22 protein-coding genes are annotated in these 22,793 nt (G+C 47.3%); 5 read left to right on the top strand and 17 right to left on the bottom strand.

Annotation, left to right across the window (positions count from 1 at the left end; translation table 11 throughout):
- The first annotated feature begins 35 nt into the window (after positions 1–35).
- The 5 genes from MHB49_RS21905 to MHB49_RS21925 are packed head-to-tail and all read left to right on the top strand — an operon-like array spanning position 36 to position 4,729.
- Complete coding sequence (locus MHB49_RS21905; RefSeq protein WP_405153001.1) at positions 36–1,283, top strand: glutamate-5-semialdehyde dehydrogenase; 1,248 nt, start codon at positions 36–38, stop codon at positions 1,281–1,283.
- Between the two features lie 36 nt (positions 1,284–1,319).
- Entirely contained in the window at positions 1,320–2,180 is an 861-nt protein-coding gene (gene proC / locus MHB49_RS21910; RefSeq protein ID WP_247898171.1) for a pyrroline-5-carboxylate reductase, read from the top strand.
- Entirely contained in the window at positions 2,177–3,400 is a 1,224-nt protein-coding gene (locus MHB49_RS21915) for a 2,3-diketo-5-methylthiopentyl-1-phosphate enolase (RefSeq protein WP_405153002.1), read from the top strand. Before proC ends, MHB49_RS21915 begins: the two co-directional genes overlap by 4 nt.
- A complete protein-coding gene (locus MHB49_RS21920; protein WP_247898173.1) occupies positions 3,397–4,074 on the top strand; it encodes a 2-hydroxy-3-keto-5-methylthiopentenyl-1-phosphate phosphatase in 678 nt (225 codons plus the stop codon). The genes MHB49_RS21915 and MHB49_RS21920 overlap by 4 nt, the downstream gene beginning before the upstream one ends.
- A 1-nt stretch (position 4,075) precedes the next feature.
- Entirely contained in the window at positions 4,076–4,729 is a 654-nt protein-coding gene (locus MHB49_RS21925; RefSeq protein WP_405153003.1) for a methylthioribulose 1-phosphate dehydratase, read from the top strand.
- A gap of 142 nt (positions 4,730–4,871) precedes the next feature.
- Here MHB49_RS21925 and MHB49_RS21930 read toward each other — a convergent pair whose 3' ends face one another.
- The 17 genes from MHB49_RS21930 to panB all read right to left on the bottom strand — a co-directional run bounded on the left by MHB49_RS21930 (position 4,872) and on the right by panB (position 22,722).
- Positions 4,872–6,167, bottom strand: coding sequence for a multi-tm2 domain protein (locus MHB49_RS21930; RefSeq protein ID WP_405153004.1), 1,296 nt, complete (start codon positions 6,165–6,167; stop codon positions 4,872–4,874).
- 38 nt (positions 6,168–6,205) lie between these two features.
- A complete protein-coding gene (locus tag MHB49_RS21935) occupies positions 6,206–6,655 on the bottom strand; it encodes a hypothetical protein (RefSeq protein WP_405153005.1) in 450 nt (149 codons plus the stop codon).
- Positions 6,648–7,268, bottom strand: coding sequence for an RNA polymerase sigma factor (locus tag MHB49_RS21940; protein ID WP_405153006.1), 621 nt, complete (start codon positions 7,266–7,268; stop codon positions 6,648–6,650). The genes MHB49_RS21935 and MHB49_RS21940 overlap by 8 nt, the downstream gene beginning before the upstream one ends.
- Positions 7,269–7,429: 161 nt before the next feature.
- Positions 7,430–8,134 carry a DnaD domain protein gene (locus MHB49_RS21945; RefSeq protein ID WP_405153007.1) on the bottom strand — a complete coding sequence of 235 codons (705 nt, stop codon included), beginning with the start codon at positions 8,132–8,134 and terminating at the stop codon, positions 7,430–7,432.
- Between the two features lie 17 nt (positions 8,135–8,151).
- Positions 8,152–9,447: an asparagine--tRNA ligase gene (gene asnS, locus MHB49_RS21950; protein ID WP_063566804.1), complete on the bottom strand. Its 1,296-nt coding sequence runs from the start codon at positions 9,445–9,447 to the stop codon at positions 8,152–8,154.
- Between the two features lie 102 nt (positions 9,448–9,549).
- Positions 9,550–10,755, bottom strand: coding sequence for an acetate/propionate family kinase (locus tag MHB49_RS21955; protein WP_247898176.1), 1,206 nt, complete (start codon positions 10,753–10,755; stop codon positions 9,550–9,552).
- Positions 10,752–11,624, bottom strand: coding sequence for a 3-hydroxyacyl-CoA dehydrogenase family protein (locus tag MHB49_RS21960; RefSeq protein WP_247898177.1), 873 nt, complete (start codon positions 11,622–11,624; stop codon positions 10,752–10,754). The genes MHB49_RS21955 and MHB49_RS21960 overlap by 4 nt, the downstream gene beginning before the upstream one ends.
- A gap of 133 nt (positions 11,625–11,757) precedes the next feature.
- Positions 11,758–13,260 carry an AAA family ATPase gene (locus MHB49_RS21965; protein WP_247898178.1) on the bottom strand — a complete coding sequence of 501 codons (1,503 nt, stop codon included), beginning with the start codon at positions 13,258–13,260 and terminating at the stop codon, positions 11,758–11,760.
- On the bottom strand, positions 13,253–13,780 hold the full coding sequence (locus MHB49_RS21970) for a hypothetical protein (protein ID WP_247898179.1): 528 nt from the start codon (positions 13,778–13,780) through the stop codon (positions 13,253–13,255). Before MHB49_RS21970 ends, MHB49_RS21965 begins: the two co-directional genes overlap by 8 nt.
- 303 nt (positions 13,781–14,083) lie before the next feature.
- Positions 14,084–14,614, bottom strand: coding sequence for a DUF5590 domain-containing protein (locus tag MHB49_RS21975; protein WP_405153008.1), 531 nt, complete (start codon positions 14,612–14,614; stop codon positions 14,084–14,086).
- 41 nt (positions 14,615–14,655) lie between these two features.
- The gene (locus tag MHB49_RS21980) at positions 14,656–15,960 is read right to left on the bottom strand and encodes an amidohydrolase (RefSeq protein ID WP_405153009.1); all 1,305 of its coding nucleotides are present in this window, start codon (positions 15,958–15,960) and stop codon (positions 14,656–14,658) included.
- A complete protein-coding gene (locus tag MHB49_RS21985; RefSeq protein WP_247898182.1) occupies positions 15,947–16,600 on the bottom strand; it encodes a redox-sensing transcriptional repressor Rex in 654 nt (217 codons plus the stop codon). The genes MHB49_RS21980 and MHB49_RS21985 overlap by 14 nt, the downstream gene beginning before the upstream one ends.
- A 232-nt stretch (positions 16,601–16,832) precedes the next feature.
- Positions 16,833–19,694: an ATP-dependent DNA helicase DinG gene (gene dinG / locus MHB49_RS21990; protein WP_405153010.1), complete on the bottom strand. Its 2,862-nt coding sequence runs from the start codon at positions 19,692–19,694 to the stop codon at positions 16,833–16,835.
- Positions 19,695–19,836: 142 nt separating this feature from the next.
- A complete protein-coding gene (locus MHB49_RS21995) occupies positions 19,837–20,460 on the bottom strand; it encodes a tetratricopeptide repeat protein (protein WP_405153011.1) in 624 nt (207 codons plus the stop codon).
- A 117-nt stretch (positions 20,461–20,577) separates the two neighbouring features.
- Complete coding sequence (gene panD / locus MHB49_RS22000) at positions 20,578–20,961, bottom strand: aspartate 1-decarboxylase (RefSeq protein WP_062327492.1); 384 nt, start codon at positions 20,959–20,961, stop codon at positions 20,578–20,580.
- A complete protein-coding gene (gene panC, locus MHB49_RS22005) occupies positions 20,954–21,850 on the bottom strand; it encodes a pantoate--beta-alanine ligase (RefSeq protein ID WP_090900518.1) in 897 nt (298 codons plus the stop codon). The genes panD and panC overlap by 8 nt, the downstream gene beginning before the upstream one ends.
- Positions 21,847–22,722: a 3-methyl-2-oxobutanoate hydroxymethyltransferase gene (gene panB / locus MHB49_RS22010; protein WP_405153012.1), complete on the bottom strand. Its 876-nt coding sequence runs from the start codon at positions 22,720–22,722 to the stop codon at positions 21,847–21,849. Before panB ends, panC begins: the two co-directional genes overlap by 4 nt.
- Between the last annotated feature and the right edge of the window lie 71 nt (positions 22,723–22,793).

A 22,793-nucleotide genomic window follows, 5' to 3' on the forward strand; every position in this document is an offset into this window, starting at 1 on the left:
TTTGTTTCCACTTTATATATGGGAGGAATTTTATCATGAGTGAAGTCAGGGAAAAAGCGAGTAAGGCCCAAGCCGTCGTTCCGCAGCTGAATCGACTGAGCACAGAACAAAAAAATAAAGCCCTGCTGGTCATGGCGGACGCATTGATTGCCCAAGCGGATTCCATTATTGCAGCAAACGCTGACGATCTGGAACGTGGCAGACAGCAAGGCACGCCAGAATCGATGCTGGATCGCCTCTCTTTGAATAAGGAGCGTATCGCTGGTATCGCTGAAGGACTGCGTCAGATCGTGGAGCTGCAGGACCCTGTGGGTGAAGTGCTGGAGACATTCACTCGTCCGAACGGATTGCATGTTGAAAAGTTGAGAGTGCCCATCGGTCTGATCGGCATCATCTACGAGGCACGTCCAAATGTTACCGTAGATGCAGCCGGACTTTGCCTCAAAACAGGCAACGCTGTACTGCTGCGAGGCGGCTCCTCTGCCCTCTCCTCCAATCGCAAAATTGTGGAGGTGCTGCATCAGGCACTGGCAGCAACAGACATGCCAGCGGACGCCTTGCAGCTTGTTGAGGATGCAGACCGCTCTTCGGTGGACGAAATGCTCAAGTTGAACGGACTGCTGGACGTCATTATCCCGCGCGGCGGAGCCTCACTGATTCGTAATGTGGTTGCCAATGCATCCGTGCCTGTGATCGAAACCGGTGCAGGGATCTGCCATACTTATGTGGATGAATCTGCCGATCCGGTCATGGCTGCGGAGATTGCTGTTAATGCCAAGGCACAGCGTCCATCCGTTTGCAACTCCATGGAAACCTTGTTGCTGCACGCTGTTTACGCCGAGAAGCATCTGCCGACACTGGCTGAACAACTGCGTGAGGCCAATGTCCTGTTGAAGGGGTGTGACACGGTTCGCCGTCTCGTTCCATCTGCCCTTCCTGTGACGGAAGAAGATTATGCGACAGAGTACAATGATTATATTTTAAATATCCGTGTAGTTCAGAACCTGGATGAAGCGATGGAGCATATCGCACGTTATGGCACGAAGCATTCAGAGTGTATCGTCACCAAGGATACGAGCAACGCAGAACGTTTTTTACATGATGTTGATGCAGCTGCTGTGTACCATAATGCTTCCACACGTTTCACTGACGGATTTGAATTCGGTTATGGAGCCGAAATTGGGATCAGCACCCAGAAGCTGCATGCTCGTGGACCTATGGGTCTGCCTGCCTTAACGTCAACCAAATACCGTATCACTGGCAATGGACAAATCCGGCAATAATATCGCAGCTACAGTTATATAGGAGGAACGATAAATATGAGTCAAGAACAACAGACGTTATTACAACAAAAGATTACTTTTCATGGAGCAGGTGCGATGGCTGAAGCCATCGTCCGGGGATTGATCTCCCGCCTTGTCGTTCGTCCTCAGGATATTACGATGCTGAACCGCAGCAACCAGAAACGTCAGGAGGAGCTCAGCACCCGTTATGCCGTACATACCGGAACTGCTTCACAATCGCTGGATCATCTCGCCGCTTCTCCGGTTATTGTACTCTGCATGAAACCGAAGGATGCTGCCGCAGCGCTGCGTGAACTTGGGCCGCTCCTGTCTCCGGATCAATTAATTGTCTCCGTTATTGCCGGATTATCGATCCGTACGATGCAATCCCTACTGGGACGCAAGCAACCGATCGCCCGCACCATGCCGAATACGTCCAGTACAATCGGGCTCGGCGCGACTGGACTTGCCTTCTCTGAAGAGATTACGGATGAACAGCGCAGTACAGTCATGACGATGTTCGAAGCGGTTGGAATCGTGACCATCGTGCCTGAAGATAAACTCGAAGTGCTCACAGGCATTTCCGGAAGTGGTCCGGCTTATGTATACTATTTGATGGAGGCCATGATTGCCGCAGGCATTCGTGGTGGCTTGTCCAGCCAACAGTCCCGCGATCTGACTGTTCAGACCGTGCTGGGTGCTTCACGCATGGTGCAGCAAACTGGTTTAGAGCCAATGAAACTTCGTAGTGATGTAACCTCCCCGGGAGGCGCAACCCAGGCAGCACTAAAAACGCTGGACGAGGGAGATTTCTTTGAAAATGTAATCGCAGCCGTCAACCGCTGTGCAGAGCGCTCACGGGAGATGGGAGCTGCTTTGGAGGGAGATTTAAGATGAATACTATGTGCACAGCCACATATCGTCTGCATGATGATCGTGCAGACTTCCGCAAGAAGGCAGAGTCCATTGCTGTCGGCATGACCGTTGGCAGTTGGACCGAATTGCCTCAGGCCAAGCGTGAGGCGATGCAGAAACATCTGGGGGAAGTCATCAGCGTTGAGGTGCATGAAGCTGAGGGCATGGCCCCAGGTGAGCGTTACGCTGATATTACCATCGGTTATCCGGATGTAAATTTCAGTCGTGATATTCCTGCCCTGCTCGTGACGGTCTTTGGCAAAATTTCAATGGATGGACGCATCAAACTGACACGGCTTGGATTCTCGGACGGCTTCCTCAGCGCATTCCCCGGTCCCAAGTTTGGATTGAATGGTGTTCGTGATCTGCTAGGTGTACATGATCGTCCGTTGTTAATGAGTATTTTTAAATCAGTTATTGGACTGGATGCTGACGAACTGAGGGAACAATTTATTCGCCAAGCTCTCGGTGGAGTAGACTTGATTAAAGACGATGAAATTCTGTTTGAAAACAAACTGACTCCGATTGAGAAAAGAGTCGAGGTCTGCATGAAAGCTGCGGAGCAGGCACGCAAGGAGACGGGTAAGAAACTTCTTTATGCCGCAAATTTAACCGGACCAACCTCACGTCTGAAACAACAGGCTGAACGCGCGATAGGTGCAGGAGCAAATGCGCTGTTGTTCAATGTCTTGTCTTACGGATATGACGTGCTGCACGAACTAAGCAGTGATCCGGACATCAACGTGCCCATCATGGCTCACCCTGCGCTTGCAGGTGCACTGTATCCTTCGCCACACTATGGTATCTCGGCATCCGTCCTGCTGGGACAGCTGATGCGACTTGCTGGAGCGGATTTGGTTCTCTTCCCTTCCCCTTACGGATCTGTAACGATGCCAAAAGAAGAGAATATGGCCATTACAGAACAACTGCTGTCTCCTGAACTTCCGGTCAGAGTCAGTATGCCTGTACCATCTGCAGGTATACATCCAGGGCTTGTACCGCTTATTCTACGTGATTTTGGCACTGATGTGATTGTTAATGCCGGCGGAGGCATTCATGGCCATCCCATGGGCACTGAGGCAGGCGGCCGGGCATTCTTGCAGGCTATCGAGGCAGCCCAACGTTCCATTCCACTGGCAGAATATGCAGTCGAACATCCCGAACTGAAAAGTGCACTGGATCTGTGGGGTGGCGAACGATGAGAAGTGATAAAAAAACGGTCATTTTCTGTGATTTTGATGGCACGATCACCCTTTCGGACAATATCGTAGCGATTATGAAGCATTTTAAACCCGCAGGTATTGAAGCAATTATGAAAGACACGATTGAACAGCGAATTTCGCTCCGTGAAGGTGTGGGAGCGATGTTCGCTCTGCTGCCTTCTTCGCAGAAAGATGAGATTGTGGAATTTGTACTTGGACAGGCTGGCATCCGAGAAGGGTTCAGCGAATTTCTTGCATACGTTCGGGACGAGGGCATTGAATTCAATGTCACCAGCGGAGGAATGGACTTTTTTATCGAGCCTTTACTCGCTCCATTCGATATTCCACAGGACCACGTTTATTGCAATGGGGCGGATTTCACAGATGAATTCATACGTATTGAATGGCCTAATCCATGCCAGCCTCCTTGTGAAAATGGCTGCGGCATGTGTAAAACAACGGTTATTCGTACATTCCCCGAAGAACAATATAATCGTATTCTCATTGGAGACAGTTTAACGGATTTTGAAGGTGCCAAAATCGCTGATCTTGTCTATTCCCGCTCTATCCTGACGGATAAGTGTATTGAACTGGGTGTGGATCATGTCCCATTCGCAACCTTCTACGATATTATGGAAGATATGAAACAGAAGCAAACACAAGGAGTGCTATAAAATGGGTTTTGAAAAGATTACATTGGAACATAAACGCCAGGTGCTCGAAGAGCTGGCTGATATCAAAGCGCTGTTTGCCAGCCGTAACTGGTTCCCTGGGACAAGTGGCAACCTGTCCATGCGTGTGGGCGACTTCGATCCGGAGCAATTCTACTTTGCCGTTACTGCATCGGGCAAAGATAAATCTCTCCGTACACCGGAGGACTTTCTGTTTGTGGACAAGCATGGTAAAGCCATTGAAACCACAACCCTGAAACCGAGCGCTGAAACGTTGATTCACTGTGAAATCTATCGTTTAACCGGCTGCGGCGCGGTGTTCCATGTGCATACCGTATTTAACAACCTGATCAGTGAATTCTTTGGAGTAGATGGACACGTACCGATTCAAGGCATCGAATTGATCAAAGCTTTCAACATCTGGGAAGAAAATGCGGAGATTCGTGTACCAGTTCTTCCTAATTTTGCGGATATTCCATCTATCGCTGAATTGGTGCCAGATGTACTTGACGCCAATATACCGGGAATTTTGCTGCGTAACCACGGGATTTATGCCTGGGGCAAAGATGCTTTTGAAGCGAAACGTCATCTGGAAGCGTTCGAGTTCCTGTTTGAAGTGATGTACCGTCAACTTCTGCTGAAGGGTGCTACCAAATAGCAATCATTCATTGGTAATAAAACTGTATAACCAAAAACACGCCAAGGCTGAAATACATAGGCCCCGGCGTGTTTTTTATGTTTGAAGAATTCCTTGTCTTCTATGATTTCTTTGTTCCCATTCGGAAAAAATCTGTAAAGTTCTACAATCGATCATCCCGATCCTTGAATAAAAAGAGACTGTCTGCTCCCTCATCATTTCGATGAACCGCACTATTCGCACTCGCCCCGCGCTGCTTGCCGAACAATAACTTCAGACCGCCAAAAATGAGCAGCAAGGACACAATGACGGTGTTCACATACGAACGAATCTCGTACGTCAGAAATGCATCCGGGAACAGCTCATTCAGCTGTGGAATGACCAAGCGGATAAACAGATAGTACAATCCCAATGCAGCAATTCCGAATCCAATCAGGCGCTGGTGACGAGCCCAGTCCTTGAAAATGGGTTGATCTGTTAACGGTTCACGGCCATACCGGCTCGAACACTGAAGTCCGTCAAAGAAGCTGTAGAACCAGATCAACGGAATCATAAACAGGAACACCGATAAATGAAGCAGGTCCAGAATGTAGATGCTGCCAAGAAACAGGAACATGAGTTGCATGCCTCTTTTTTGCAGTCCCAGATACAGATGTCCCGCACCCGGGAAAGCTGATAACAGGGTTGCCAGCACTTTACTTCGCCGTCCAGAAGCCCTGCCCATCTCCAGTTCCTCGAACAACGTACGATCTTGCAATACCTCACCGGCCTGCTTGCGATGCACATGTTGAACTGCATCAAACATACAGTACACCCAGATGACAGGCAGAATGAGCAAGAACATCAGAAATACCGATTCATTTGTAATCGAAGCTACAAAAACCATCATGGCAAATGAACCGAAGAACGCGATCAGGAACGATAAACCGCGATGTAACAGTCCGAGATGAAGATGTCCCAGACCTGGAACAAAGGAAAGCAAAATCGTAAAAAATCGTTCGCTTTCACTACCTTTCCGATAGATCGGTTGATCGTAGCCCCCTTCGAGGCCACCATACTGAACGCCCTGATGCTGATGTATTCCCTCTTGGTCCATCTCCATCTGTCCCAAGTGGCCTTCCTGATCAGGGTATGCTCCCTGATATGCCGCCCCCTGATGGGGACCACCGTAATGTGTGCCATATCCATGGTATCGGGCATCATGCATTGAAGGGGCACGAAGCAGAACGATAATCATATCCAGCATGCTGATACACCAGAAGAATACGGCTCCTAGGAACCCGACAATCAACAAATTCTTTTCATCAGTCAACAATGCCAACATGACAAAGCCAATGCCTGTGCCAAAAAAGAGTAATGGATAGACCACAGCTCTGGTAGGCCGTCTCCAATAGAGAAAACCCAAACCCGGTATCAGGTTTAATAGAAATGCAAGTAATTTGTTACGATCAGATTGCACAATCGTCATCCTTTCTTTTCAGGGCAATGCGAAACAATTTATGGTCTAGGCTTGAAATGATCCAGCCAGGAAGTGGCTGCTTCCGTCCATTTTTCCGTAAATGACCCCCTGTGATCACCGTCCTGGAACTTATGATAAGGCGCTACCTTGTCAAACAGTCCCGAGGAGAGGAAGATTAACGTGAGACAAGCCGCTACAGCATAATGAAATACTTTGTGATCCAACCAGAGCCGGCTTCGGCCTGAACGCGATTTACGCTTTGGCTTGGAGGATTGCATATCCGTAATTTGATTCATGACCGAATCGGCAAAGCCTGCCGGGTCTTTCAGTTGTGGCAACTCCCGATGAATGCCGAGTGCTTCGAGATAGTTGTCCATTGCTTCCGGCACGTCCATAAGCATCTGTTCCATCATACTAGCCTGGTCTGCAGTCATTCGGCCTTCAATATAATCAGTCCATTCCTGGACGGTATACATCCTTTTATTCATCACGCCATTCATCCTCCTTCCAATGATTTCGAATCCACTGCCGGGCACGATACAGACGGGATTCGACGGTTTTCACTGCCACCTGTGCATCACGGGCAATCTGCTCATAATTTTTTTCGCTCAAGTAATAGGCAGTAATAATGTCCCTGTGCTGGGCAGGCAGCTGGTTGATTCGCTCGCGCAACTTCTCCTGACGCTCTTCCCGCACAAGACGGGCAAGAACATCTTCTTCACGACCGGGCATGTTTATTATTTTTTCTTCTCCACCCAAATCCTCAGCACTTCGTCTGCCCAGCTTGCGTTTAGCATCAATTGCTTTGTGAAAGGCAATTCGGGTTAACCACGTTTTGAAACCTTCGGATCGGTAATCAGGGAGAGATTTAACCATCTGAATGAACGCCTCCTGCGCTGCATCCTGTGCATCCTGATCGTTCCGCAATACGGAGTAGGCCACATGGTATACATGCTGGCTGTACTTTTCGATCAACAAGCGCATCTGGGATGTGTCGCCTTGACGGACTTGTTCGATTAAGCGCGCTTCATCAATGACTCTCCCCTCCTCTCCACTACAATAGACGACAACTTGTTTGCTGACCCCTGCGTATTCATTCATTTTTTTATAAAAAGGATACACATTGCCTGAAAAGTCAGTTCCACTGGGAACTGAACGTGTCCAACTTAACATCTATATAAGTTAAAAAACAGGCGCAGAATATCTTCTGGCCTGTTTTTGGTTCATTCTGAATGAAATTGTTGTTTAATCTAACATTGGTATTAACGTCCACCGTTACGAAACCGCTGCGTATATGCCTTAGCGTCCTGCACATTCTTCACACGGTTACGGCTCCATTCAAGCAGAATTCGGTCTATATAGCGGAAATGCACTTTGCCAGCAAACACGGCTTCCTTCAATGCCATCAGAATAAGTTCCTCCTGATAGCGATCCTGATCCAGCCAGCCGGATATCGTCTCGCATTCCATCGGGGAAAGCGGGCGGCCAAATTCTTTTTCAAAAATAGAGAACATATTTCGTTCTTCCTCTTCTTTTTGAACACTGTTCGAATCCGGGCGCAGTGCATTACTGTCCAGCTGCTGCTTACGGGCCACAGCCATACCCTCTGCTGTACATCCTGCAAGCTTCGCGTATAATCCGTGCAGATCATAACGCTCATACTGAATGTCACGCTCTTCATCCCGATGCTCGTCAATGTGAATGTACCCGTCTCTCATGAGACGCTGCAGCATTCTGGCGATACCTTCCGGGGCAAGCCCCATACGGATAGCAAGCTCTTCAAGCGTAGGGAACTCATTAAATTCGACTTGCCGGAATCCGAACAATTGAATCAGCAGAAGCACCTCTGCGTCACTTAACCCCAGCTGATGATAATAGCGCAATAAAGCATATGGGAGCTGCGCTGTCCCTGATGCCATACCGTAAGCTGCTCCATTCAACCAGGCTTTGGATCCAGTTTCTTCCATGGACTCGCGGTTAAACATTAAGGGTACAGACGATAGAGCATACGTGGGAATGCAATTGTTTCACGTACGTGATCCAATCCACAGATCCATGCTACCGTCCGCTCCAATCCCAGACCGAAGCCGGAGTGAGGAACCGATCCGTATTTACGCAAGTCCAGATACCACTGATATGCCTCTTCCGACAACTGATGCTCATCAAAGCGCTGCTGCATCAGTTCAGGATCATCAATACGCTGGGAACCGCCAATGATCTCTCCGTATCCTTCCGGTGCGATCATATCTGCACAGAGGACCACTTCAGGACGATTTGGATCAGGTTTCATGTAAAATGCCTTGATTCCAGCCGGATAATGTGTAATAAAGACCGGTGTTTCGTATTTCTCGGCAATCGCCGTTTCGTGTGGGGCTCCAAAGTCTTCTCCCCAAGGAATATCGAAGCCTTGTCCATTCAGAAATTCAATCGCTTCATCATACGTAATGCGCGGGAATGGAGCTACAATTTTTTCAAGCTTGGATACATCACGTCCGATGGACTCGAGTTCTGCACGGCAGTTTTTCAGAACCGTTTGAACCACGTGAGCAATAAACTTCTCTTGCACGCGCAGGCTTTCCTCGTGATCCACAAACGCCATTTCCGGTTCAATCATCCAGAACTCGATCAGGTGACGACGTGTTTTGGATTTCTCGGCACGGAACGTAGGACCGAAGGAGTATACTTTGCCCAGCGCCATTGCTGCAGCTTCCATATACAACTGTCCACTTTGTGTCAGATAAGCATCTTCATCAAAGTATTTGATGTGGAACAAGTTCGTTGTTCCTTCTGCAGATGAAGGTGTAAGAATCGGAGGATCAACCTGCGTGAATCCGTTACCATCAAAGAACTGCTGAACAGCGCGGATAATCTCTGCACGAATCACCATAATTGCACGTTGTTTTGTCGAACGCAGCCACAGATGGCGATGATCCATCAGGAAGTCTACCCCATGCTCTTTCGGAGTAATTGGATAGTTTTCAGTCAGATGAATAATTTCCACACCAGTAACTGTCATCTCATAACCTGATGCACTACGTGGTTCTTCCCGGATAATACCTGTTACATACAATGAACTTTCTTGAGTCAAGCTCTTCGCAGCATTCCAGATATCTTCGCTGACTTCGCTCTTAACCACTACCCCTTGAATATATCCGGTTCCATCACGCAGTTGCAAAAATTGAATTTTGCCGCTGGAACGTTTGTTGTTAATCCAGGCGCCGATCTTAACCGTCTCGCCCACATGCTCGCTCACATTACGAATTACACAATCCGTACTCATGCCCATATCTCTCCTTGGAATCCTGAATTTGAAAATGCAGCGGGCAGGCATATGCCTGTCCCCTGCACTTCCTTGTCATGCTATATTCACTTTACAATTAGATTACAGAGAATTCAATACGATTCGGTGTGTATCTCTTGCAATTACCAATTCTTCGTTCGTAGGAACGACGAGAACGTCCACTTTGGAATTCGTGGTTGTGATGCGGCGTGGTTCCCCAGAACGAATTGCATTCAGCGCTTCATCCAGTTCAACACCCAGGTACGTGAGCTGCTCACATACTTTTTGGCGAAGAACAACGGAGTTTTCACCTACACCAGCCGTAAATACAATCACGTCTACACCGTTCATCGCTGCTGCATAAGAACCGATGTATTTACGCAGACGGTATTCGTACATTTCGAAAGCAAGCGTGGAGTTAGCATCGCCAGCCTCCATACCCTCCGTGATTTCACGCATGTCACTGCTGATGCCGGAGATGGCAAGAAGTCCACTATGTTTGTTCAACATGGAGTTTACTTCGCTCACGCTCAATTCTTCCTTGTTCATAACATAAGGTACAATGGCCGGATCCAGGTCACCACTACGTGTTCCCATCATCAATCCTTCAAGTGGAGTCATGCCCATGGACGTGTCTACGGATACCCCGCCCTTTACAGCCGTTACGCTACCACCGTTACCAACGTGGCATGTGATGATCTTCAGATCTTCCAATGGACGATCCAGATATTCAGCTGCTGCTTTACTTACGTAATCATGGGAAGTACCGTGTGCTCCATAACGACGCACTTTATATTTTTTGTAGAGCACACGTGGGATAGCATACAGATATGCTTTTTCAGGCATCGTTTGATGGAAAGCCGTATCAAAGACCATCACCTGCGGGACGCCTGGCATATTGGCTTCAGCCGCACGAATACCCATCATTGCTGCAGGGTTATGCAGTGGCGCCAGATCGAACAAACGACGGATTTCTGCTTTGGAAGCATCATCAACCAACGCGGATTCCTTAAATGCTTCACCACCGTGAACCACACGATGTCCCACAGCCTGAATTTCATCCACGGAACCAAGCACACCATTTTCTTTGTCTGTCAGGATGTCAATAACTTTACGAATCGCAGTAGTATGTTCGAGAATTTCGCTAACTTCCGTAACATCCTCACGCCCTGTAGGTTTATGAGTCAGAATGGAAGAGTCCATCCCGATCCGCTCTACCAGACCTTTAGCCAGTACGGATTCATCCGTCATGTTATACAATTGATATTTGAGCGAGGAACTCCCCGCATTAATTACGAGAATTTTCACAGCCGGTCACCATCCTTGTCGTACTTGAAGAATCCTTCGCCTGTTTTGACACCCAGGTGTCCTGCACGTACCATTTTTTTCAGGACTGTCGAAGGACGATATTTCAACTCACCGAATTCACGGAACATTCTTTCGAGTGCAGCTTCTACCGAATCCAATCCGAAACGGTCTGCCATCTCAAGCGGTCCGTGCTGGAAGTTATATCCGATACGCATAGCGTCATCAATATCTTCAGCGGAAGCGACACCTTCCTGCAATACATGCAGTGCTTCGTTAATCAAAAGACAGATCAGTCTGGACGTAACAAATCCAGGCGATTCATAGATCATAACGCCTTTTTTGTCTGCTACTTCCTCCACAAAACGTCTAGTTTCTTCAAAAGTGGTATCGGATGTTTTCAGACCACGAATAATCTCTACAAGGTCAACCCGGGAAACCGGGTGAATAAAGTGCATACCAATAACACGCTCTGGGTATTTGGTTGAGCTTGCAAGCTCAGTCAAACTCAGCGTGGATGTATTACTTGCAAGAATTACGTTACTTGGGCAAACTTGGTCAAGCTGACTGAATACCGCTTTTTTTGCTTCCAGATCTTCAGAAATAGTCTCAATGACCATATCGCAAGTTCCGAGTTCAGCCAGATGAGCAACTTTGGTGATCCGGGAGAGAATCAATTTCTTCTCAGCCTTCGTAATAGCCCATTTCTCCAGTTGTTTATCGAGGTTGGTCTCAATCATGTTATATGCATGATCCAGCTTCTCCGTTGTGTGTTCCACCAGAAGCACATCAAGTCCTTTGGCTGCAAGCATCTGGGAAATACCTTGCCCCATCGTGCCGCCGCCGACAACTCCTATCTTTTTGAAAAACATGGTTCTGCTCCATCCTTTCGGTTCTCTATTTCTCTATTGTACCCTGTTCGCCGAAAATTACAAATTTCGACCCAACATATAATAATATCTTAGCACGAGTGAAATGTAAAAAAAAATAACCGACATAAATAAATTATGCCGGTAGAAGGGCGCTGTCACGAAATTGACAACGAAATTGTTCGCCAGACAGTACTTCTTCCCTGAGGAGTGTGTCGAGGGAATTGTCGAAAATTGTCCGCTGTTCTTCAAGCAATCGTTTGGTCTGTTCCATCAGATCTTGCAGGATCAGTTTGTTCTCCCGCATCAATTCTTCCGTAGTTACCATATCCATGTTAACAATACCCAACGTTGTGAGCCCGGAAGCCATCATCGTCTGTACCACATTCGTTGCTTGTTCAAAGTCATTACGTGACCCTGTACTGCGTCCACCGTAATACATTTCCTCCGCTGCTGCACCTCCGAGAGCAATCATGATCTGCTCTTCCAGGAAGCGCTTCGTGTACAAAAATTGCTCTTGCTGCGGATTATGACGTACATATCCCAGAGCCTGTCCACGAGGGCTGAGAGCAACTTGACTCACGCTGCCAGGACGAACCAGCTCAGCCATGATGGCATGTCCCAATTCATGAATAGCCACTCTTTTCTTCTCTTCTACGCTGGATTCGCGGTCTGTCTTCTCACCCATCATTACTTTGTCAATCGCAAGGGACAGATGACGCTGTTCAATGTTGAGCAGGCCGTCTCTCATCGCGTAAATTGCAGCTTCGTTCATCACGCTTTCCAGTTGTGCCCCAGAGAATCCGTAAGATTCTTCTGCTGTCTTCTCAAGGCTGACCCCTTCCATAAGAGGCTTATTGACTGCATGCAGCTCCAGTATGTGTTTTCTGCCTTTCTTATCGGGCAAGTCTACCTGAATATGACGGTCAAAGCGCCCTGGTCGTGTCAACGCGCTGTCCAGCATTTCTTTTCGGTTCGTAGCAGCGATCACGAGTATGCGCGGTGTGTCGGAAGAGTATATGCCATCCATTTCTGTCAACAGCTGATTCAGCGTCTGATCATATTCACGCTGTTGGCCGCCTTCCCGTTTTCCACCGATCACATCAATTTCATCGATAAATATAATGGCATTTTCCTTATTTTCTTTAGCGGCACGTGTTCTTGCATCACGGAACAAATCCCGTATTCTGCCTGCACCTACACCAACATACATCTCAACAAACTCACTGCCTGAAGCAGCTACAAAAACAGAATCCGTATAATGTGCAGCAGCTTTGGCCATCAAGGTTTTACCTGTCCCTGGAGGGCCAGTAAGCAGGATACCTTTCAAAGGACGAATACCAAACTTCTGAATTTCCTCATGTCGAATAAGAAAATCAAGCGCTTCCCGCAGTTCCTGCTTCGCACTCTCCTGACCACCAATTTCTTCAAACGTCAGCTTGGAAGGCCCTTTTTTCTTGCGTTTGCGTTCCTGGCCCGCTCCTACCGTAATTCCACCGCGCATTTGCATCATGAACAGTAGAGCACCCACAAACACTGCTGCGATCAGAATGGGAATCATATTTACACCGATAAAAGCAAGAAAAATAATCAATACGGGTACAAATCCAATGGCAATTTCTTTTGTCCATTTAGGCATTAGGCCACACTCCTATCTGACCGGGCACACGCGGCAGAATAATAAACTTGCTGGCATCTCCATCTCTGAGACTGACATAAACATTATTGTCATCCATGGCTGTGTTTACCTTGATCCCATTTGTAGCCATTTTAGACAAGGTCGGTGTAATCTCGGTGTATTGCTTGTTCTCCATCGCTTGAGCTACGGTAAACATCGCGCTTCCCCACCAGCTTTCCAACGCTTCGTTGGAATGATCCACCACATCCAGCTTCAACGAACGAGAACCAATCAAGGTCTGTCCTTCTTTGTGAATATATTGTACCAACCTGCCCAGATCAACATCCGGCTGCAAATCGAGTTTCAATTGTACATCATTGCGGTTAATAGTTAATTGAACATTATTGACCCCATCGTACTGGGTAACCATCTTTTCAATTGGGCTTTGCAAAGCCACATGACGATACACAAACCAACCTCCAAACAACACAACGGCTGAAATGACGGCAGTCAGAGCAATAGGCAATACTTTTATCTTCAAGTGAGTTACCCCTCCTAAATTTTGGCCCATCTTGTAGCTTGTAGGCAAGAATATGAATACAGGCATGTAATATCCTGTGATGTGCCTGACAGGATTTATTTGTGTATGATGTATCCTTGAATACATATTTGAGTATATCACATCGTATATACAATATCTAAGGCGAAAATATGAATAAATTAATAATTTTAACTATTCAAATCCAAAATGATCAGGAAAGCACGTCAAAGAACCGGTCCAGTCGGGTTTCCGTCTGCCGGTTCTTTAATGTATTCTTTTCAAATGATAGTAAGCTTGCTGATTCTAGCTATTCGGGATCGTATAGACCAGATCTACCTGTTCCCCGTTACTAAAGCGGTAAAACCGATAATAGTTATGAGTATCATCGTTATAATACACTTGCCATACATAGATTCCATTCACAACACCTGGCATAATTCGTTTGATCTCTCCACCTGGAACTTCTGAGCTGAACCGATTTCGAATCTGAGCTTCAGACATGCCGTTCTTCAACAGTTCACCGTGCACCGCATTGGTCCCCGTCACAGGTTTGTTGTTCTCATCGAACTTAATCCACACCAAGACATCCTGGTTATCCTTATCTTTGCCAATCAGGGTCCAGTATATGTTGTCTCCACCGTCTTTTTGCCCCCAAACATACTTACGCAGGTCTTCGTGTGACGTAATCCCCAGCTGTTCCTGGGCTGCCTGTATGGCCAATGCCTCTTCCTTGCGCTGATCCTGGGTAACATAGATATAATAACGCTGAAGTCCAAACAGAATCAGAACCAGGAGCAGCAGCGAAATCCATATCCACTTCTTTTTTTTCTTCAAAAGCCGAACTTCCTTTCCCTATGACGCTGCTGTCCTTGTAATTAACGGGCAAGCAGACTGTCAAATGCCAGTTGAGACTCACGCAGAATACGCTCTTCATCCATTGTAAGACACTCCCCATGTTTAACCACTTGTTTACCATCTACCCACACATGCTCCACATCTTTGGCCGATGCCGAGTAGATCGTATGGGAAATTAGATCCGTATGCGGATAGAAATGGGCTTGTTCGATGTTCAGCGCGATGAAGTCGGCCTTCATGCCTGATTGCAGAGCACCTGTATTATTCAGGAAAATGGATTTGGCACCGTACGAAGTTCCGAGCAGCAGCGCTTCCCCTGCTGGAACTGCCGTAGGGTCACCGGATACCCCTTTATGAATCAATGCAGCCAGTCTCATCTCTTCAAACATATCCAGGTTATTGTTACTTGCCGGACCGTCTGTTCCCAGGGACACTGTCACGCCTGCTTTCAGCAGATCAGGTACACGCGCAACACCCGAAGCTAGTTTCAGGTTACTGCCTGGATTGTGGGAAACGGCTACATCATGCCGTGCGAGAATCTCGATCTCTTCATCATTCAGATGCACTGCATGCGCAACCAGAGATGGACGGGAGAAGAAGCCCAATTTCTCCAGATGTTCAACCGGACGCAGTCCGTAATCAGCCACGTTCTGCTCCACTTCACGAAGCGTCTCAGACATATGCGTATGCAAAGGCAGATTCAGGTCATGAGCTACCTGTACCAGCTTCTCTATGTAATCCGGAGGGCAAGTGTAAGGTGCGTGTGGAGAGATTACAGTTGTAATTCTTCCATCTGCTTGTCCATTCCATTGACGGGCAAATGCTGCGGAATCTTCCAGTTTGCGCTGTTGTTCTTCTTCTGAGCAAAGACCGATTACTCCACGTGCCAGAGCAGCCCGAACGCCGGATTGTTCCACCACTTTCGCCACCTGATCCATATGATCATACATATCCAGAAACGCCGTTGTTCCGCCCTTCAACATTTCAAGCACGGATAGCGACGTGCCCCAATATACGTCTTCAGACGTCATTTTGGCTTCCATTGGCCACATTTTCTCCTGCAACCATACTTGTAACGCCAGATCATCACCATGACCTCTCAGAAGCGACATCGCTGCATGACCATGCGTATTGATCAGACCCGGCAAGAAGAGCAGTCCTTTTCCGTCCACCTTTGTCAGGTTTTCGTCTCCTTCCGGCAACGTCTCACCAATATGCACAATCTTGTCATTCTCTATGACCATGTAACCTTTGACTACTTTCCAATCCGTGCCCTCACTCACGGCAAATTTGCCGTTGTGAATGACCCATCTATTTGTCGTCATCTTCCTCGTCGTCCTTTCCATTTTCCAAATAATAAGCAAGACTAAGCAGATCTGTCGTAAAATCGGCATGGTGAATGCGAATATGCGGCGGAGTCTTCAGGATGGTTGGCGCAAAATTAAGAATTGCTTCAATTCCTGACTCAATTAGCTGATCCGCGACATTTTGGGCCTCCGTATCGGGAACCGTGATAATGCCTATCCGAATATTATCCTTTTTGACCGCATCCGTTAATTCATTCATCGGCTGCACCGTCAGACTGTTGATTTGACTCCCAATCTTCGGACCGTAGGCATCAAATACAGCAACTATTTTCATGTTGTCTTTGAGATAGGCATTATAGTTGGACAAAGCATGTCCCAAATTACCTGCTCCGACAAGAGCCACATTGATCTGCTGGTCTATTTTTAAAATATGGCGGATTTTCTCGATGAGATATGAAACGTCATACCCGATCCCTTTACGACCAAAGTCACCGAAGTAAGCCAAGTCTTTACGAATTTGGGCAGGATTCAAATCCAGCCTCAGTCCAAGTTCTTGTGAAGAAACCGTATTGACTTCGCGCTGATGCAGTTCATTCAAATAACGCAAGTAAACAGGCAATCTACGCACCACGGCTTCCGAAATTTTATCTGATTTCATTCAATGCTCCCCCTTACCAAGGCCACGATAGATAGATGAAAAGAGGAGCACCCTGTCTAAAACGATGCAAAAATGATTACTGAATTAAACAGGGTGCTCCTTGTTATAGAATGGATAATTGCTTAACTCACTTTACTCGTATATCCATGAAACGAATGAATGAGGTTACTCAATTTTACCGCCAATCCATGACGGCATGCAATCATGCTAGCTACAGATTATAGCTGTTATTTTATTGCTGTTCATCGGTTGGTCTCTCGAGCCATTCCGAAATGCGTGGAACCATCTGCTCAGTGAGCATGTGCTCCATTTTGGGACCAGGTAATGAGTATAAAAAGTACTTGCCATAATACGCTTCAATAACGCGTGTATCGTATACAATTACAATGCCTCTGTCTTTGCCTGTACGAACCAGTCTGCCAAATCCCTGTTTGAAGCGGATGACAGCTTGTGGCACGGACAGCTTCATAAACGGGTTTTTCTTCTGCTGTTGCAAAAGCTCGCTCTTCGCTTCGACCAATGGATGATTCGGGGGCTGGAATGGCAATCTGACAATCGCAAGACAGGTCAGAGCCTCTCCGGGTATGTCCACCCCTTCCCAGAAGCTGCTTGTGCCAAGAAGAACCGTCGCTTTTGCATCCTGGAAGCGGCGTGTAAGCTTGGAACGGCTGCCGCTGTCCACCCCTTGCCCCAGCAAAGATATATCATTGCCTGACAAGGCCTCCTTGAGCGGGTCATAGACCTGACGCAGCATACGGTAGGAGGTGAACAACACCATCATGCGTCCACGAGTCGCGATAGCCGTTTCCGCGAGAGAGTGCACGAGCATATCCACAAAGTGGGCATCGCCTACGCTGCCCTTCACGCTTGGGAAATCACGCGGAATGACGAGCAGAGCCTGTTCGCGATAATTGAACGGTGACGGCAGCATGGACGTTAACAGACGGTTATTCTCGGCAGCTTCCTGCAAGCCCAGCTGTTCGATCATGAATTGAAATGACTTGTCAACGGAGAGCGTAGCCGATGTGAGCACAACGCTTTTCTTTTTATCAAAGAACATATCCTTCAATTGTGCACTGACATCGACAGGAACAGCATAAAGTTGCAGTGATTTACTGCGGAACTGGCCGCTGGCCTCCATCCAGTACACGGTATTGGCATCATCCATGCGCATGAAGAAACGCAGATTATCTTTGATCGTCGCCAAATCCTTTAGAAGCCCTGAGATATCCGTAATCAGACTATCGGACTGATAATCGTCCTGATCTTCTTTTACTTCAAGCAGCAGCTTGTCGCCTTTACGAATCAAATCCCCTAGAGTGACATAGATTTGGTTCTCAGCATCCTGCAATTCCTGCCATTTGGCTGGTTTTTGCGAAGGCTTCAGTCGAAGAGAGAATTGTCCTGTCTCGCCAGGAGAAGCATCGCTGCGTTCAGGCAGCAGGCCAAACAAGGTATCGCTTAGTCGATCCCACATTTCTTTAACTTCGACGGCAAGCGGGAACATCTGATCAATCATGGAGCCCCACTGTACCGAATTTTCATGACCCGACAATTGAGAACGAAGCATAGGCAGTTGGCCATTACGGCTATCTTTAAACAATCGGGTCAGTGTATGAACCAACGTGAAATATTTCATATGAAGACCAAGATGTTTACCGGCTACATCCTCCAGATGATGTGCTTCATCGATGACAAGACTTTCGTAGGCTGGCAGCAGCTGATGTGCTGCTTTGACATCTGTAAACAATTTCGAATGATTCGTAATCACGATATCGGACAGCCCGGCTTCATGTTTGGCCCGGTGATAGAAACATTTGCGGAACCAAGGACAGGAACGTCCAAGACAGGATTCGGACTCACTCTGTACCGTCTCCCAGAAGTCTCCTCCGCGCCCGCTTAGATTAAGCTCCTCATCGTCTCCAGACTCCGTCTGGGTAAGCCAGACAATCATCTGAGCTGCTGTAAAATAATCCTCTTTCGGTGTAGCAAATTCACGTTTATTGATTTTATGCTCAAATTTGCGAAGACACAGATAATGCCCCCGTCCTTTGAACACCGCTGCCTTGAACGGGAACGGAACCACTTGGGTCAGCATAGGTATATCCCGTTCTCTCAATTGCTCCTGCAGGTTGATGGTATGTGTGCTGACCATGACTTTCTGTTCCTGTTTCACACTTTCATAGATGGCAGGCAACAAATAACCAAGTGATTTACCTGTACCCGTTCCAGCTTCGATCAATAGATGTTTCTCTTCATCCAAAGCTTGTCGTACACTGCTGAACATCTGAGTTTGCGCCTCACGCTCCTCATAATGGTCCAATGTCTCCTTCAGGTTATCTCTAACCTGATCCATAAACTGTTCAAAGCTTACGCCTTCCAGCGGGTTACCCTGTCGCTCATCGCGTGGTGAGCCTATATCGGTCCAGTCACTCACGTTCAGGGCGAGCTGACGGTAATACGTATGACCATCCAGATCCTGAATCGGCTCTGATTCTTTCTCTGTACGCAATCCGTCGAAAAACCAACCCAAGTCACTGTCTTCTGGCGCAAACAGGTCACTGAGGCGCTGAATCGTGATGAGAGGCAATGCACGCAGCTCATCGAGACACTTCAGTAATACAAAAGCTGTCGCAAGAGCATCACTGTCTGCCTGATGAGGGCGGTCGTGCTGAAATCCGAATTCTGAAGACACATAACCGAGTTGATAAGAGCCCAGTGACGGGAACGAAATCTTCAGGAAATCAATCGTATCCAGAATCCTTCCGGTAAATGGCAAGTAACCACAGCGATCGAGTGCATTTTGAAGAAAATGAAAATCAAAAGCAACGTTGTGTCCAACAAGTACAACATCGTCCAGCAGCGGAACCATCTCCATCATCATCTCTTCCAATGAGGGAGCATCCGCCACATCTTCATCAGTAATACCGGTTAACCCCGTAATAAACGGAGGAATCGGTACACCTGGGTTCACATAAGAACTATATATTTGAGTTATGCTGTAGTCATGATCTATGATGGCAAGTCCGGCCTGTATTATCTCACCGTCGGACTGCGTGCCGGTTGTTTCGAAATCCAATACGGCAAATTTCATTGCAATGTACGGTCCCTTCCATTCCAGTCTATGTTACAGCATAGCAAAAAAAAGGGCATTTGAAAATTAACTGACAAAAAAGGCGGTGTCCCCGCCGCTATGCCAGAGGAGGGAACACCGTCTTTTAGCCGCCGAATAGCCCTTAATTTAAGGCAGTCAGCTGATTTGCATATTGCAATTTTCCGCTGTTTAAACGACAGGCTTCCATGTTATACAGCGGTTCGGTCAACGTGGGGTCATACTGAAGCGCCTGAGCAAATAGTGAACATGCACCTTCAGGGTTCGCAAGCTTGGCCTCGATACAGCCCAGGACGTTACACACCAGCCCCTTCAATCTCGGCGAACCGTTCAGGTGCATGATCCGCTGCAAGTGTATTCCTGCTTCCTCGGTTTGTTCCAGGTTAAGATGAGCGAGAGCCAGGTAAAAACGAGTTAATGCACTTTCTGGATAGTCGGTCACAACCCTGGAAAATTGCATAATCGCCTGCGGATACATTTGCAGTTTGAAATATCCCTGACCGCGACTGAAACACTCCAGATGCAGTTCCGGCAGAGCGGTAACAGCTTCCTGTTCAGGTTCGAGGGAAGCGGGCTTATCCAGCTCCCTTTCCCTTACCTGGCTCATTTTTTCTTCAAACATCAGCCACTCATCAATCATCCCGTCACTCATCCGCTTCAGCAAATTCCACTTTTGCAGCAATTCCTGTTTGTTTAGGCCTTCAGCAGAAGGGTAGCGCTTGATAATTTCATCTAACATGTCGTTCATTTCTGCGAAAACATGCTGGAACATCGATGCATCCCCACCCTTGAAAAAATGGATTAGTGCAGTGACCTGTACTCATTTTTTGTAGAATGGGGCGATTTCATTCCCCTTACCAGTCGATTACATAATCGTCGCATGAACTTCTTGCTTCATCGTTTGCACAGGTTTATTCTGTCCATCCACAAATACAACGGTAGGCTTGTGATTATTTGCCTCTTCTTGAGACATCATCGCATAGGAAATGATAATGACGGTATCCCCAGGCTGTACCAGACGGGCCGCTGCTCCATTCAAGCAGATTACTCCACTTCCCCGTGGACCTGGAATGACATAGGTTTCCAGACGTGCGCCATTGTTGTTATTCACAATTTGCACTTTCTCATTTTCCATCAGATCTGAAGTTTCCATTAGATCTTCATCAATGGTAATGCTACCCACATAGTTGAGGTTTGCTTCCGTAACGGTTGCCCGGTGAATTTTGGATTTCATTAGTGTTCTAAACATGGGACAGTACCTCCGATTTTTGCAGCCTTATATTGTCAATCAATCTTGTTTTGCCGAATTTTACTGCAAGTGCGATCAACAAATCGTCACGACCATGAACTTTTTCCTGATCCGCAAGTGGCTCCAGACTTGGAAAAGCCTGAATTTCAGCATAATCAATCACAGCCATTGGTGAACGTTCAATGTTCTGACGCAATATGCCGCGGATATCCGCTGCCGTCAACGCCGTCCCCGCATCTACAGCTTCCTGTGCCTCACGTAACGCCTTGGACAGAACGAGAGCTTCCTGACGCTGTTCTGTACTGAGGTACACGTTGCGCGAACTAAGCGCCAATCCATCACTTTCACGAACGATAGGACAAGGTACAATCTCAACTGCCATGTTCAAATCGTTAACCATCTGCTGGATCACAGCTACCTGCTGTGCGTCCTTCATGCCAAAAAATGCACGCTGCGGTTGTACAATGTTAAACAGCTTCGACACGACCGTAGTCACTCCGTCAAAATGCCCTGGACGAGAAGCACCGCACAATCGATCTGTTAAACGAGAAACCGATACGGTCGTTTGTGTAGGCTGTGGATACATCTCTTCAACAGAGGGAATAAATACGATATCCACCCCTTTTGCTCGTGCTGTTTCCACATCTCTGGCTTCATCTCTAGGGTAACTGTCAAAGTCTTCATTCGGACCAAATTGAATGGGATTTACGAATATGCTCAAAACCACGATATCACTCTGTTGTTTGGCGGCTTGCATCAAGCTTGCATGGCCATCATGAAGAAATCCCATCGTAGGCACAAGTCCTACAACGGACTCTCTGGACTGAATCGACTGACGTTTCAAGCTCAGTTCTTGTCTTAATTCTGCGATTGTCCGTATCACTTTCATGCGTTCGTCTCCACCTTTTCTTTGCGATGTCCATACAGTTGATCCAGAACGCCGTCAGCGGCGGTAAATACATGCTCTTCTGCCGGGAATGAGCGCTCTTTGACTTCTTTTACATAGGACTCAATGCTATTACGAATTAATGTACCTACGTCTCCATACGATTTGACAAAGCGTTTTGGCGTGTATGGGGAAGCATACTGAACCACATCATGGAATACCAGTACCTGACCATCACACCCTCTACCTGCACCAATACCAATCGTAGGAATAGACAGTTCTTCCGAAATTGCTCTAGCCACTTCTTCCGTAACCAGCTCGAGTACAATGCCGAAAGCTCCGGCTGCTTCAAGCGCCTTGGCTTCGTCCATCAGCCGTTTGGCATCTGCAGCATCCTTGCCCTGAATACGATAACCGCCAATTTGATTCACGGATTGTGGTGTAAGTCCGATATGTCCAAGTACAGGTACACCGGCTTGCACAACCGCTTTTACCGTATCCGCGATTTCGAGACCGCCCTCCATCTTGACTGCTTGTGCATGCCCCTCCTGCATCAGGCGACGAACACCTTTGAGCGTCTCATCCAGGCTGCCATGATACGTCATGAAGGGCATATCAGCAACGATAAACGTATTTCCCGCTCCACGTACCACAGAACGTGTATGGTACACCATATCGTCAATCGTAACAGGCAAGGTTGAGTTAAAACCCAGTACCACATTTCCCAGTGAATCACCCACCAGAATCAGATCGATACCTGCTTCCTCGGCCAATTGGGCTGTCGGATAATCGTAAGCTGTAATCATGCTAAGCGGCACGCCGTCCTGTTTATATTTTTTCATTTTCACAATATTCAACGCTGCTTTGTTTGCCATTTTCGTCATGGCTCCTCTCATCTTTTCAATTTAAAAACAACAAAAAAACCTTTTAGTTTCCACTAAAAAGT

Source organism: Paenibacillus sp. FSL K6-0108, from assembly GCF_045040695.1.
Taxonomy (GTDB): domain Bacteria; phylum Bacillota; class Bacilli; order Paenibacillales; family Paenibacillaceae; genus Paenibacillus; species Paenibacillus pabuli_B.

Coding starts and splice junctions, on each gene's coding strand:
- panB (WP_405153012.1), bottom strand. CDS start 22,722: ATGGCAAACAAAGCAGCGTTGAATATTGTGAAAATGAAAAAATATAAA.
- dinG (WP_405153010.1), bottom strand. CDS start 19,694: ATGAAATTTGCCGTATTGGATTTCGAAACAACCGGCACGCAGTCCGAC.
- MHB49_RS21905 (WP_405153001.1), top strand. CDS start 36: ATGAGTGAAGTCAGGGAAAAAGCGAGTAAGGCCCAAGCCGTCGTTCCG.
- MHB49_RS21940 (WP_405153006.1), bottom strand. CDS start 7,268: ATGAATGAATACGCAGGGGTCAGCAAACAAGTTGTCGTCTATTGTAGT.
- asnS (WP_063566804.1), bottom strand. CDS start 9,447: ATGAGTACGGATTGTGTAATTCGTAATGTGAGCGAGCATGTGGGCGAG.
- MHB49_RS21965 (WP_247898178.1), bottom strand. CDS start 13,260: ATGCCTAAATGGACAAAAGAAATTGCCATTGGATTTGTACCCGTATTG.
- MHB49_RS21945 (WP_405153007.1), bottom strand. CDS start 8,134: ATGGAAGAAACTGGATCCAAAGCCTGGTTGAATGGAGCAGCTTACGGT.
- proC (WP_247898171.1), top strand. CDS start 1,320: ATGAGTCAAGAACAACAGACGTTATTACAACAAAAGATTACTTTTCAT.
- MHB49_RS21915 (WP_405153002.1), top strand. CDS start 2,177: ATGAATACTATGTGCACAGCCACATATCGTCTGCATGATGATCGTGCA.
- MHB49_RS21920 (WP_247898173.1), top strand. CDS start 3,397: ATGAGAAGTGATAAAAAAACGGTCATTTTCTGTGATTTTGATGGCACG.
- panD (WP_062327492.1), bottom strand. CDS start 20,961: ATGTTTAGAACACTAATGAAATCCAAAATTCACCGGGCAACCGTTACG.
- MHB49_RS21925 (WP_405153003.1), top strand. CDS start 4,076: ATGGGTTTTGAAAAGATTACATTGGAACATAAACGCCAGGTGCTCGAA.
- MHB49_RS21995 (WP_405153011.1), bottom strand. CDS start 20,460: ATGAACGACATGTTAGATGAAATTATCAAGCGCTACCCTTCTGCTGAA.
- panC (WP_090900518.1), bottom strand. CDS start 21,850: ATGAAAGTGATACGGACAATCGCAGAATTAAGACAAGAACTGAGCTTG.
- MHB49_RS21980 (WP_405153009.1), bottom strand. CDS start 15,960: ATGACGACAAATAGATGGGTCATTCACAACGGCAAATTTGCCGTGAGT.
- MHB49_RS21985 (WP_247898182.1), bottom strand. CDS start 16,600: ATGAAATCAGATAAAATTTCGGAAGCCGTGGTGCGTAGATTGCCTGTT.
- MHB49_RS21935 (WP_405153005.1), bottom strand. CDS start 6,655: ATGAATAAAAGGATGTATACCGTCCAGGAATGGACTGATTATATTGAA.
- MHB49_RS21960 (WP_247898177.1), bottom strand. CDS start 11,624: ATGTTTTTCAAAAAGATAGGAGTTGTCGGCGGCGGCACGATGGGGCAA.